The following is a 12393-nucleotide window of genomic DNA, read 5'->3' as shown; positions in this document are numbered from 1 at the left end:
TAACTGACTAGTCACCACGCATCCCTGAGAGCACGCAAAGCGCGGAAAACATCCCGGTCCGCCGCGGCGACCTCCATCTCAGGAAACTGCACCTGTAATTGCGCCCGGATTTGCGGCTGATGCAAACGCAAAAACGGGTTATAAGTACGCTCCTGCCCCAGTGTCATCACCGGCATCTCTTCGGCGGAAAATGCAGCCACCTGATCCAGCCAGTACTGGGCCATGTCATTATCCGGCTCACGACTCAACGCAAAACCGAGGTTGTTTTTCATGTAGTCGTGACCCGGATACATCAGGGTGTCATCCGGCAACGGCTGGAATTGCGACACAAAAGTATCGTACATGGTGTCCACATCCCCACCCCGGCTGCAGTTGCCAGCACAGGCATTAAACAGGGTGTCACCAGAAAACAGTAGCGGCTGGCCATCCGGCCCACCATCGTCACTCAGCAAACACAAATGCGCCATGGTGTGACCCGGAGTAAACAACACCCGCAAACGAATTGTGCCCAACTCAACCACATCACCGGCCACCAGCCAACGAGCTACATTCGGGATACGATCCGCCGCGTTCTTATGCGCCCAGATAGCCGCCCCTGTGACTTGCTGAACCCGCGGGTTGCCGTCAATATGATCGTGATGCTCATGGGTATTAAGAATCAGCTTGATCTCATACCCTTGCGCCTCTGCCAGTGCCAGCATCTCATCGGCACCCAGCGGATCCACGGCAATCGCCTGACGCGTCTCTTCGCACCCGATCAGGTAGTTGTAATTACGCAGATTGTTATTCATATAACGTCGTAACACGATCATAACAGCCTCTCCCTTATCCGTTACCAGTAGATGTTATTTTCAATATCATCTTCGCCCGTCATATCTTCAATAAAATGACTGGATAACAAGTCTTTCAATTCATGCACCCGTTGCTCCAGCGCATCCACACCATAAGGGACAGCGGGGCTGTGACCCCATACCGGGCCGGGCCAGGCAGGATCGTTTTCATTACGCACCACATGGTGTACGTGTAACTGTGGCACCACATTACCCAGCTCCGCAACGTTCATGGATTTGGCCCCATAATGATCGGCCATTTTTTCGGCCACCCAGGCAGACTCCAGCATCATCTGGGTCTGATCGGCAACCGACAAATGGAAATACTCTCTGGCATCTTTGCGCAAAGGCACCAGAATCACCCAGGGGTAACGACTGTCGTTCATCAGCAACACCTGACACAATGGCAGGCGTCCAACAAATACGGTATCAGCCTGAAGGCGGCTATCGAGGGAAAACATAGTACTTTCTCCTTGTTCTTGACGTTCGGTCAGCAGCGTTTCCAAACCATCAGCAAACCGATCAGTCTGAAGCGCCCACCGCCCGGGCAAGCATTTATCTTCTTACATTTTATCTTCATAGTAGGCAATCTCCACACTCAGGTCACTGATTCATGGCGACATTTCAAGTTATATCGCAGATAGCCGACATCCCGGCAAACGACTGGCAAGCCTTACTACCAGGGCGCTACCCTTTTTTGCACTACGCTTTTTTGCAAGCACTGGAAGACAGCCGCTGCATGGGTGACGATTCCGGTTGGCAGCCGGAATATTTGCTGCACCAAGACCACAACGGCCAGACAGACTGGATCTTGCCGCTTTTCCGCAAGCAACACAGCTATGGCGAATACGTCTTTGACTGGAGCTGGGCCGATGCCTATCAACGCCACGGTTTTCGTTATTACCCCAAGCTGTTATGCGCCGCCCCCTTTACCCCGGCAACCGGCCCACGTCTACTTTATCGTCACCGCGACTCAGCCCCTCCCTGGCAATCCGCGATACAGGCACTGCAGCACCATACCCGCGATCAGGAAATGTCCGGTTGGCATCTGAATTTCCCCAATGCCAGCGACCTGGCCGAACTGGCCACTCTCAGTGAACCACAGGGGTTGTTAATCCGGCGGGCTTGCCAATTTCATTGGTTTAATCGCCAATACAGCAGCTTCGACCATTTCCTCAGCTTTTTTACCAGTCGCAAACGGAAAAGTGTGCGCAAGGAACGGCAGCGCCTGAGCGATATGAATATCCAGCTCTGTCGCCTGACAGGGGAACAGCTGACACCCGCCGCCATAAAGCGGTTTTATCGGTGTTATCAGCTGACGTACCGGAAACGCGGCCAGCAGGGTTATCTGAACAATGCCTTTTTCTTACAGCTGGCAGCCACCATGAACCAGCAAATGATGCTGGTCGAAGCCAGCCATAATGGACAACACCTGGCCAGCGCCCTGTATTTTTTTGATGACCACACCCTGTACGGTCGTTACTGGGGATGCGTAAAGGAAATAGACGGACTTCACTTCGAAGCCTGCTATTACCAAGGCATCGAGTTTTGCCTCGAACAGGGGTTAGATCATTTTGATCCCGGTACCCAGGGCGAACACAAAATCAGTCGTGGCTTTGAGCCGGTGATTACCTCCAGCCTGCACCAGTTACAGCACCCCGACTTCCAGGCCGCTGTAGCTAATTTTATTGACCAGGAAACGCCCCAGATACTGGCCTATCAGCAGCAAGCCACCACTTTACTGCCATTCCGTGAAAATGCCTTTGACGAGCTGCCAACGACATCGCACACTTCGCCACCCAGCCCCCTGTCTGATAACGAGCAAACGCCACCATGAGCCTGCAAGCCTACAAAGTTGAGCATATTCTGGTTTTTACCAACAAAGGAACCGAAGCCAAATTGCTGGCAGCGCCGCGTTTAAGACCAATGGAAGAATGGCGTGAAGACGTTGCCGGATGGGTCGCCTTGCGGGCAGAGCGCACCCCGGAATTCGACCATCTGGCCGACCCGACAGCCACCGAGCCCTACATTCATCAAGCATAAGGGCCACAGCCAATCAGGATGAAAAGCGCTCAAGACCAAAATAAATCTGGATACCGGCCAACACGGAATTAACCGCAACAGCCGCCAGAATCAACCCCATCACCCGGCTGATCACACTGGCCCCGCCTTCGCCTATGATTTTCAGAATCCGGCTGGCAAGCAGCATAAACACCAGGGTAATCATCAGCACCGAAAGAATCACCATACTGGTGCCTATCTGGTGAACGAAGGAAAAGCGATGATTATCCGTTAGCAACACCGCGGCCATCATCGCTCCAGGAGACGCAACCGAAGGAATCGCCAGCGGGAAAACCGCCGTTTGCATTCCCTTGGCGACCATACTGATTTCTTCCTCCGGCTTGCTTTCACCAAAAATCATCGACAAAGCAAACAGAAACAAAACCAGGCCACCGGCCACCTGAAACGCCTCCAGAGGAATGCCCATCGCATCCAGCAGCATTTCGCCCATCATCACAAAAAACAGCATTACCAAGGCCGCAATCGTAATGGCCTTGTACGCGATATGCCGGATCATTACCGGGTTCTTTATTGAGGCTGTTACCGCAATAAATACCGGTATGGTGCCAATCGGATCGATCACCGACCACAACAGCACAAACTGCTTGATCCACTCGTTCATAGATATCCAGAAAACAGAGGAATAAAAATACCGGTGGGCAGTTCCCGACACCACTCAGGATGGCGTCAGGAAACAACACAGGTGTGAGACAAGCGTGGACAGAAAGCCTTAGTGAGCCTTGCGAGTAATCTTGTCGAGCATCCCCATCGCCACCGCCGACGATACAAACGTGAGATGGATCACCACATACCAGAGCAATTTGTCATTATTGATATTCTCGGCATTCATAAACACTTTAAGCAGATGAATCGAGGAAATTGCAACAATGGAAGCAGCCACCTTGTTTTTTAAGGAACCGGTATCCAGCTTGCCCAGCCAATCCAGTTTTTCCGCGCCTTCATCCAGATCCATACGCGAGACAAAATTTTCATAACCGGAAAACATCACCATCACGATCAACCCACCCACCAGGGCCATATCCACCAATGACAGCAACACCAGCACCATATCGGTTTCACTGACTTCAAGAATATGCGGCAGCAAATGCACCAGCTCAGCAAAAAACTTGATGGCCAGAGCCACCAGCGCCAGACTCAACCCCAAATAAATCGGTGCCTGAATCCAGCGTGATGCATAGATAAGACGTTCAAACATCTGCTCAATCACGGTATTAACTCCTTTGTGTTATGCCAGGCGTCCACAACAGACAGTGCGCTCCAATAGCGATTAGCGATACCTGGCTCGGCTCCCTGCACAGAAACACGGTTGGCAGTGCCTAGAGGAAGGACATTACCACAATCAACATCTCTGCCAAAACTTCTCGGCAATTTCCAGGCCAATTATTAACAACCCCAAAGCAGTGGTTTACTGGCCAACAACACCTGTCTCACCAGATAGCAGGCCGGGATTCCCCAAGCTGCCATCGCTTTGTCAACCGATTAGTAACATCTCCGTTGTAGTTAGCGTATCCATAATTCAACACGCCTCATAAGGAGACGACCACATGACCGGTAGCAAACCTTCCCTCATCACCACAAGCCTAACCACACTGGCGCTGTCCATATCATTAATCGGTTGTGGTAGTGACGACGACTCAGACTCAAACCCCAACACCGAATACCAAGTCTCCCCCCTATTAAGCGATACCAGTGTCACACTGACCGAGGGCAGCGACAGCCTGAGCATTAACCAATACGTCGAAGGCAACCTCAGCAGCACCGATGAAACCGACCTCTATACCTACACCGCAGCAGCCGATGGCTGGGTGATGATACTGCTGGATGGCTCGACCGACTCCAATTTGGATCTGCTGGTATACGCCGATGACGAGCTGATTGATAATTCCAGCTACATTACATCCACCGAAGCCATCCTGATTGACGTCAGTGCTAACAGCGACTATGTCATTGAAATTGAGGCTATCATCACTGGCAGCTACACCCTGACCGTCGCCGAACCAAGCCGGGCTCTGATGTCCCTTGATGACAATGACTATCTGGCCCTGAGTTCCAGTAACTACACCCTGACCTGCGACTCCGGCACTAGCGATGGCAGCTACAGTGATCTGTTTATCATCAACTTTGATGAAGCCACCATGCGCTGGCCCGGGTCCGACAGCCATAGCATGAGTCTGGATGGCGACAGCGTCACCATCGCAATTGACGAAGAGTACCAGCAGACCATCAACGGCATCGTTTATCTATACGATAGTGACGGCAATCTGGATGCCGAGCTGGAGCGCAATGACGACAACGCCATCGTCTCCGCCACTTACAGCATGGAAGACGATACCGTCATCACCATTGGCGGAAACAATGACAGCTGCCATCGAACCGAATCCGGTACGTTCAGCTTTATGCTGTAAAGACCCTTCTGCTACCAGCCATCTTCAGCCTTCTTGCCCTGTCTGGTAGCAGCATAAAAAAAGCCCGGCAGAGCCGGGCAAAAGTCGCTGTTGCAAATCGTAGAGTATCAACAAAAAAGGCGTTGCCCGGGAGGGTTCACCACCCGGCAACACACCCACTCTCTGGCGTTAGAGACCATCCAGATAGTTAGGTAACCACAAGCTGATTTCCGGTATAAAGGTAATCGCAATCAGGCACACCAGCATCAGCAGCAACCATGGCGCACAGGCCTTGATCGCCCAGCCAATGCTCTTGCCGGTAATACCCGCTGTTACAAACAGGTTCAGCCCCACCGGCGGTGTCAGCATCCCCAGCTCCATATTCACCACCATGATGATACCGAGGTGAATCGGGTCAATACCCAGCTGCAAGGCAATTGGCAGCAGAATCGGCGCCATGATCAGCAGAATCGCAGACGGCTCCATAAAGTTACCCGCCATCAGCAACAAGATGTTCATCACAATCAGGAAGCCCCAGGCTGGCAGCCCCCAATCGGTAATTGTTGCCGCCAACTGATGAGGAATCTGCTCAGAAGTCAGAACGTGAGCAAACAACATGGCATTGGCAATAATAAACAGCAGCGTAATGGACACCCGAGCAGCATCACGAACAATCCCACCCACTTCCGGGTGATAAACCGAACGGAAGATACCTACCGGTAACAACACCATATTACGCGCCAGCATCGCCACGGTATTTTCACCGTCCTTATGCCAGGGCTGACCTTTCAGAGGGCCAATATCCCGGTATCCCCAAATAGCCACCAGGAAACCATACACTGCCGCTACAGCCGCCGCTTCGGTTGGTGAAGCCACACCCGCGTAAATGGACCCGAGCACCAGGATAATCAGCATCAGACCGCCGGATGCGCTCCACGCTGCTGTCAGAATGGCGGTAAAACCAACAAAGGGTTCAGCAGGCAAGTTTTTACGCCGGGCAACAATATAAATAGTCACCATCAGAATCAGACCAATCAGAATGCCCGGTACAAAACCCGCCATAAACATACGAGAGGCCGACACTTCTGTCGCCGCAGAGTACACCAGCATCACAATCGATGGCGGAATCAGAATACCCAATGTACCAGCAGTAGAAATCGCACCTGCTGCAAACGACAACGGATAACCTGCGCGCACCATACCGACCAAAACAATCGAACCTACCGCGGCTACTGTCGCCGGGGAAGAACCGGATACCGCGGCAAACAGCATACAGGCCAGTACTGACGCCATCGCCAGACCACCACGAACGTGACCAATCGCCGCCGTAGCGAAATCAATCAAACGACGGGCAACCCCACCAGATGACAAAAAAGAAGACGACAGGATAAAGAACGGAATCGCCAGCAAGGTGTAGTGCTCAGAAACTGCTTCAAACAGCTTGAGCGCAATCGACGCCATGGAATCATTGGTAAACAGCAAAATGGCGGTCATGGAAGAGAAGCCCAGCGCCACAGCAATCGGCAAGCCCAGCGCCATACCGACAAACAACAACAAGAACAGGGTTAACGCGACCATTATGCTTTCTCCTCTGCTTCATCACAGCCATCTTCATGCAGCAGTGATTCCCGGTGTTCATGGAAACCATTGGCCTCGCCTTTCCAGACGGCCACGCCCAGCTCAACCAAACGCAGAGCCAGCAGGCTGAACCCGACCAGCAGACCAGACACCACGGTCCACTTGGGAATAGGAATATCTTCCAGCTCGATACCGATCAGATGTAACTTGGAGACATACACCCAGGAACTTTGTAAAAACAAAGCGCAATAAACCAGCGCGACAGCAATGGAGAACAACATTACCCACTTACGGGTATTGGCAGAAAATCGTTCCAGCAGAGCATCAACACAAATATGGGAACGTTCTCGTACTGCCCAGGCAGCCCCCAGCAATACCATCCAGGCCGACATAAACAGCGTCGTTTCCTGAGCCCAATGAATACCGGTACTGAAACCAAAGCGCATAACTACTTCAGCAAACACCAGCAAGGTAATACAGACCAGCAATGAGCCAATCAATATATCTTCCAGACGATTGATAAACTTCACCATCTGTTCTCCTTTTATTGTTTTCGGCCGAGGTGGCCTGCGGGAAAATCGTACGTATTGTTATCTCCACGGCATCAGCAATAGCTATGCCAATAAATAAATCAATAGCGCGATATTGCGAGGGTTTTTGCAACAAACGAGAACCAGACCGAACCCAGGACCACAACAACGTGGCTGCATCAAGGATAAACCCTGACTTTTAACGCGGCATTGGCCGCAGGACCGGTTAAATGGCAAAAAAATAGCGAAGAGGAGATTTCTGCCCCGGACACGGGAGTGCCCGGATAAATTCAGCCGAAAAGCCGTCCAGTGTTTTCAACCGAGAGCCATTTACCTCCAAAAATGGGTGGAAAATCACCCATCCGAAGCGTCATTTGGGTATTAGTCATCCCCTGCCTGCTTGAACATTTCCTTGTCCAAACCAAATTTTTTCATTTTTTCATACAGGGTCTTGCGCCCCAGCCCCATCTCTTCCTGGGCGTCTTTCAGTCGTCCCTGATGGCGTGAGAGGATTTCCCGCAACAGCATTTCTTCGTAACGACTGACTTGCTCCGACAGCGAAATTCTTCCTGCCGTCCCGCCAGACTTCAACAAGCTATCGAACGCCCGTTCGCCACCCAGCAGCACAAAACACTCCGCCAGATTACGTAGCTCACGCACGTTACCGGGCCAGTCATGGGCCAGCAGGTTCTGCCGTTGACCCGCCGTCAGGGCATTCACTTCCGAGCCGTAGCGGTTAGCGGCCGCCCAGACAAAATGCTCAAACAACACAGGAACATCTTCACGCCGGTCGCGCAGCGGCGGAATATGCACCTGAACCATATTCAGGCGGTAATACAGATCGAGCCGAAACTCTCCCCGATCACTCATTTCCTTCAGATCAACCTTGGTCGCCGCCACCACACGAACGTCCAGATCAATCTGCTGATTCCCCCCCAGAGGCTCGACCTTGCGTTCTTCCAGCACCCGCAACATCTTGATCTGCAGCACCATCGGCATACTTTCAATTTCGTCCAGAAACAGCGTCCCGCCATTTGCGTACTGGAATTTACCTACGCGCTTTTTCCCGGCTCCGGTAAAGGCTCCGGCCTCATGACCAAACAGCTCGCTTTCAATCAGGCTTTCCGGAATCGCACCGCAGTTAATCGCCACAAAGGCCTTGTCGCTGCGCTTGCTATGGGTATGCAGATAACGCGCAACCAACTCCTTGCCGCAGCCGGTATCACCATTAATCAGCACGTCCGCCGGTGTATCTTTAATATGATTCAGGGTGTCGCGCAGCTTTTTCATATCGATATGATTACCGATAATGCGAGGCCCCGGCCGCGACTGCACTTCGACTTCTTCACGCAGTTTGCGGTTTTCCAGGGTCAGCAGGCGTTTTTCGTGGGCGCGCTGCACCGTCTCCAGCAGATGGTCGGTTGAAAACGGCTTCTCCAGAAAGTCATACGCCCCCTGACGCATGGCTTCTACCGCAATCGACACATCACCATGGCCGGTTAGCAGGATGACCGGCATATCGGCATCCACCAGACGGATTTCATGCATCAATTCCATGCCATCCATCACTGGCATATTAATGTCTGTGATCACCACGCCCGACCAGTCTCCTGTGACGTGCGCCAACGCTTCTTTGCCGTTGGCGGCGGTGATCACCTCAAACCCTTCGATTTCCAATGTTTGAGCCAGCGCCTTGCGCACGCCTTCTTCATCATCAACGACCAAGACTTCGATCATTCATCCACTCCCTTATGTTTGCGCAGCGTCATCACAAAAACCGTTCCGCCATGGGTATCAGACTCGGCGACCAGACTGCCCGACAGGGTTTCCAGAATCCGCCGTGACAATGCCAAACCGATTCCCAACCCTTTGCTCTTGGTGGTAAAAAAAGGCTGAAATATCTTGCTTTGCAGCTCTTTAGCAATCCCCGGGCCATTGTCGATCACCAGAATACGGATCTGGCCATCACAATCTTCCACCCGTACCAGAACCCTGGCGTCGTCGATGCCTTCCATGGCCTCCGACGCATTGGTTAACAAATTGATCAATACCTGCTGGATCTGCACCGGCTCACACAGGATCATTTGCCCATTTGGGGGTAATTCCACCCCAATACCCACACCAGCCTTCCTTAACAGAGGTTTCATGATCATCAGCGCCGCCGAGATGATTTCATTAACATCCACCAGCCGGGGGTCCGGCGGCGAGCGCCGCGCAAACACCTTGAAGCGCGACACAATGGCGTGCATGGAATCGGTAATCTGCAGGATTTCATGTAAGTTATCGGCCACCAGCCCAAAACGCTCCCGGGCCAGCAATTTCTGACTGTTTTCGGCATACGTCTGCAAGGCCAGAAGCGGCTGATTCAGCTCATGATTGATACCGGCCGACAACTCTCCCAATACCGCCAGCTTGGCTGTCTGGATTAGCTGATCCTGGGTCGCTTCCAGTTCACTCTGGGTACGCTGGTAATGCGCCACCAGTTGCTGCAGCTCGGTATTGGACTCGGTCAATTCTGACGTCAGCGACGACACCCGCCGCTCCAGCTCCATATTCATACTGTTAACATGTCGCTGCACCTCGGTGCGCTTGCGCCAATACAACCAGAACAGAACCAGCAAGCCGTACACCAGCGTGTAATAAACACAGAACTGCAAGATACGCTGCAGCAACGCCACCCGCGGCATCAGGGCAAATACATGCCAACCGGCTTGCCGCACCAGCGCCCGCCCTACCAGGTAACGCTGCACCACACCCCCGGAAGCCAGCTGAACATAGGTATCGTTAAAGACATCGGGCGTACGGTCAGAATGATTGGCGATGGGAGACAGCGAATAATCACCATACCGGCGCGACTGCCGGATCGCCTCGCGCTGTGCTTCTGGCAAGCGCTGCAGACTGCGCATTTGCCAACCCGGATTCGAAGAAGCAAAAATAATCGAGTCGTAGCCCACCAGCAAAAAGTCATTCTGCCCGGCAGCCAGACGCTCAAACACCGACTCCAGCAGAACATGCACCACCACCACTCCCAGGACCTTACCCTCTCTGCGAATCGGCGCGGCAAAATAATAGCCGCGGCCTTTGGTAATCATACCCACGGCGTAATAACTGACGCTTTCCCCCAGTGCCGCCTGTTGAAAATAAGGCCGAAAGGCAAAGTTATGCCCAACAGAGCTGTTCTCGGTGCCGTAATTGCTCGCGCCAATAACCTCGCCATCCAGACCCAGAACAAACAGGGTATCGCTGCCCAGGCTGCGATTGGTTTGCTGCAGAAACCGGTTCAATTTATCCAGCCCAGCAGGAACCGGCGCACCCAGCACGGTTTTCAGCGTGCGCAAATTCGACACGGCATCAGCGATGCCACTGTATTGCTGCAAGCGCTGACTGATACTGCCTGCCATTACCGTCGCGTCTGCCGCCAGCTCCTCCAGCGCTTCTTCCTCCTGCACCTGCCAGACCGCGGCAATCACCAGCACCACACTGATCACCCAGCCCAATAGCAACGCCGTCAACAAAAAAGTCATGGAACGCCGCTCACCTTCATGTACCAGATGTAGCGACTCATCTTTCGAGTCATGATCAAATGCCGATATCATGGGTGGCATTCCACCCATTTGATATATTCAACGTGCATAAAAACACCCTTAAAAACAAAAAACAGACCGGACATTTACTCTGGCGCACTGCCCGTCATGGCCACAGCAGGTGACGGACCAGCTCCTGGAGCCTTAGCCCAGCCCCGCAAAATACCGGGTTGAGCCAGTACAAGCCCCGCAGCAACGGCATTTTAAGCATTCGCTCAACGATAGCTACCGCAAGGCAGAGGCATTAGCCAAACGGCTAACATCCCCATTCAGACCAATTGATTGGCATACTGGTTGCTTACCCTCCCACCCTAATGAAATCGTTCTGGTCACACACTTATTCCAGGACATTTCCAGAATATTCAACATCCAATACACCAATAAAAATTAAGAGTGAGGATCGTCCATGAAAACCTTAGTCGCCACTATTCTGGCTTGCGCCAGCCTGGTAACGTTTAATCAGGCCGCAGCCGCGCCGATTGAAATCAAGTTTTCCCACGTCGTGGCAGAAAATACGCCCAAAGGCCAAATGGCCCTGAAATTCAAGGAGCTGGCAGAATCGGCTTTACCAGGTCAGGTTGAAGTCAAGGTATACCCTAACTCACAGCTGTTCACTGACTCCAGCGTCCTGCAAGCCATGCAGCTGGGTGATGTTGAAATCGCTGCGCCAGCCTTGTCCAAGTTCCAGAAGTACACCGACCAACTGCAAATTTTCGACCTGCCTTTCCTGTTCAAAGACATCAACGCTGTTGATCGCTTTCAAAAAGGCCCTGAAGGTCAGAAACTGCTGAAATCCATGGAAAACAAACTGCTGGTTGGTCTGGGCTACCTGCACAACGGCATGAAACAGCTGACCGATAGCAACCCGATCCGTGTGCCTGCGGACATTGCCGGTCAGAAATACCGCATCATGACGTCCGATGTATTGCAGGCTCAGTTTGAAGCCGTACAAGCAATTCCGCTGAAAAAGCCGTTCTCTGAAGTATTTACCCTGCTGCAAACCAAAGCCATTGATGGTCAGGAAAACACCTGGTCCAACACCTATTCAAAGAAATTCTTTGAAGTTCAAAAATACGCTACCGAAACCAACCATGGTCTGCTCGACTACATGGTCGTGACTTCTGCCGAATTCTGGTACGGCCTGTCTGACGACGTTCGCGCCAAGCTGAAAGCCGCCATGGATGAATCCATCGCATACGGCAACACCATTGCCCTGCAAAAAGATGCTGAAGATCGTCAAAAAATCATCGATTCCGGCAAAACAACCGTACTGACCCTGACAGATGCCGAGCGTCAACAGTGGGTTGATGCCATGAAACCTGTCTGGAACATGTTTGCCGACGAAATTGGTCCAGACCTGATTGGCGCCGCTCTGGAAGCCAACAACCAGTAAGACCTTCTACTT

The 12393-nt window shown here is 52.4% G+C and carries 12 protein-coding genes; 4 read left to right on the top strand and 8 right to left on the bottom strand.

The window, feature by feature from the left end; genetic code table 11:
* Positions 1–11: 11 nt before the first annotated feature.
* Positions 12–812 carry a hydroxyacylglutathione hydrolase C-terminal domain-containing protein gene (locus Q4551_RS13585; RefSeq protein ID WP_303434408.1) on the bottom strand — a complete coding sequence of 267 codons (801 nt, stop codon included), beginning with the start codon at positions 810–812 and terminating at the stop codon, positions 12–14.
* Between the two features lie 20 nt (positions 813–832).
* Positions 833–1291 carry an HIT domain-containing protein gene (locus tag Q4551_RS13580; RefSeq protein WP_303434407.1) on the bottom strand — a complete coding sequence of 153 codons (459 nt, stop codon included), beginning with the start codon at positions 1289–1291 and terminating at the stop codon, positions 833–835.
* A 152-nt stretch (positions 1292–1443) separates the two neighbouring features.
* On the opposite strand from Q4551_RS13580, the gene Q4551_RS13575 reads away from it, so the two are divergent.
* Positions 1444–2667, top strand: coding sequence for a GNAT family N-acetyltransferase (locus Q4551_RS13575; protein WP_303434406.1), 1224 nt, complete (start codon positions 1444–1446; stop codon positions 2665–2667).
* The gene (locus tag Q4551_RS13570; RefSeq protein WP_303434405.1) at positions 2664–2873 is read left to right on the top strand and encodes a hypothetical protein; all 210 of its coding nucleotides are present in this window, start codon (positions 2664–2666) and stop codon (positions 2871–2873) included. The genes Q4551_RS13575 and Q4551_RS13570 overlap by 4 nt, the downstream gene beginning before the upstream one ends.
* A gap of 13 nt (positions 2874–2886) precedes the next feature.
* Here the strand turns inward: Q4551_RS13570 and Q4551_RS13565 are convergent, their stop codons facing one another.
* The gene (locus tag Q4551_RS13565; RefSeq protein WP_303434404.1) at positions 2887–3513 is read right to left on the bottom strand and encodes a MarC family protein; all 627 of its coding nucleotides are present in this window, start codon (positions 3511–3513) and stop codon (positions 2887–2889) included.
* A gap of 108 nt (positions 3514–3621) precedes the next feature.
* On the bottom strand, positions 3622–4116 hold the full coding sequence (locus tag Q4551_RS13560) for a TIGR00645 family protein (protein WP_303434428.1): 495 nt from the start codon (positions 4114–4116) through the stop codon (positions 3622–3624).
* A 340-nt stretch (positions 4117–4456) separates the two neighbouring features.
* Here Q4551_RS13560 and Q4551_RS13555 point away from each other — a divergent pair, with 340 nt between their 5' ends.
* On the top strand, positions 4457–5317 hold the full coding sequence (locus tag Q4551_RS13555) for a hypothetical protein (protein ID WP_303434403.1): 861 nt from the start codon (positions 4457–4459) through the stop codon (positions 5315–5317).
* A gap of 168 nt (positions 5318–5485) precedes the next feature.
* On the opposite strand, the gene Q4551_RS13550 is transcribed toward Q4551_RS13555, so the two are convergent.
* The 4 genes from Q4551_RS13550 to Q4551_RS13535 form a co-directional block, all read right to left on the bottom strand.
* Positions 5486–6874 carry a TRAP transporter large permease gene (locus Q4551_RS13550; RefSeq protein WP_303434402.1) on the bottom strand — a complete coding sequence of 463 codons (1389 nt, stop codon included), beginning with the start codon at positions 6872–6874 and terminating at the stop codon, positions 5486–5488.
* Complete coding sequence (locus Q4551_RS13545) at positions 6874–7407, bottom strand: TRAP transporter small permease (protein WP_303434401.1); 534 nt, start codon at positions 7405–7407, stop codon at positions 6874–6876. Before Q4551_RS13545 ends, Q4551_RS13550 begins: the two co-directional genes overlap by 1 nt.
* Positions 7408–7785: 378 nt before the next feature.
* Complete coding sequence (locus Q4551_RS13540; RefSeq protein ID WP_303434400.1) at positions 7786–9141, bottom strand: sigma-54 dependent transcriptional regulator; 1356 nt, start codon at positions 9139–9141, stop codon at positions 7786–7788.
* Complete coding sequence (locus Q4551_RS13535) at positions 9138–11000, bottom strand: ATP-binding protein (RefSeq protein WP_303434399.1); 1863 nt, start codon at positions 10998–11000, stop codon at positions 9138–9140. Before Q4551_RS13535 ends, Q4551_RS13540 begins: the two co-directional genes overlap by 4 nt.
* 394 nt (positions 11001–11394) lie before the next feature.
* On the opposite strand from Q4551_RS13535, the gene Q4551_RS13530 reads away from it, so the two are divergent.
* Positions 11395–12381, top strand: a complete 987-nt coding sequence (locus Q4551_RS13530) for a TRAP transporter substrate-binding protein (RefSeq protein ID WP_303434398.1) — start codon at positions 11395–11397, stop codon at positions 12379–12381.
* The last annotated feature ends 12 nt before the right edge of the window (positions 12382–12393 follow it).

Origin of the sequence: Oceanobacter sp. 5_MG-2023 (assembly GCF_030548165.1) — a bacterium.
GTDB lineage: Bacteria > Pseudomonadota > Gammaproteobacteria > Pseudomonadales > Oceanobacteraceae > Oceanobacter.
The sequence above is the reverse complement of the archived record's forward strand: the minus strand, read 5'-3'. Positions and strand labels throughout refer to the sequence as shown.

What these genes read in the sequence shown, in the direction of transcription:
- Q4551_RS13565 (WP_303434404.1), bottom strand. Translation starts at nt 3,513, where the DNA reads ATGAACGAGTGGATCAAGCAGTTTGTGCTGTTGTGGTCGGTGATCGAT.
- Q4551_RS13580 (WP_303434407.1), bottom strand. Translation starts at nt 1,291, where the DNA reads ATGTTTTCCCTCGATAGCCGCCTTCAGGCTGATACCGTATTTGTTGGA.
- Q4551_RS13550 (WP_303434402.1), bottom strand. Translation starts at nt 6,874, where the DNA reads ATGGTCGCGTTAACCCTGTTCTTGTTGTTGTTTGTCGGTATGGCGCTG.
- Q4551_RS13575 (WP_303434406.1), top strand. Translation starts at nt 1,444, where the DNA reads ATGGCGACATTTCAAGTTATATCGCAGATAGCCGACATCCCGGCAAAC.
- Q4551_RS13540 (WP_303434400.1), bottom strand. Translation starts at nt 9,141, where the DNA reads ATGATCGAAGTCTTGGTCGTTGATGATGAAGAAGGCGTGCGCAAGGCG.
- Q4551_RS13570 (WP_303434405.1), top strand. Translation starts at nt 2,664, where the DNA reads ATGAGCCTGCAAGCCTACAAAGTTGAGCATATTCTGGTTTTTACCAAC.
- Q4551_RS13545 (WP_303434401.1), bottom strand. Translation starts at nt 7,407, where the DNA reads ATGGTGAAGTTTATCAATCGTCTGGAAGATATATTGATTGGCTCATTG.
- Q4551_RS13555 (WP_303434403.1), top strand. Translation starts at nt 4,457, where the DNA reads ATGACCGGTAGCAAACCTTCCCTCATCACCACAAGCCTAACCACACTG.
- Q4551_RS13585 (WP_303434408.1), bottom strand. Translation starts at nt 812, where the DNA reads ATGATCGTGTTACGACGTTATATGAATAACAATCTGCGTAATTACAAC.
- Q4551_RS13535 (WP_303434399.1), bottom strand. Translation starts at nt 11,000, where the DNA reads ATGATATCGGCATTTGATCATGACTCGAAAGATGAGTCGCTACATCTG.
- Q4551_RS13530 (WP_303434398.1), top strand. Translation starts at nt 11,395, where the DNA reads ATGAAAACCTTAGTCGCCACTATTCTGGCTTGCGCCAGCCTGGTAACG.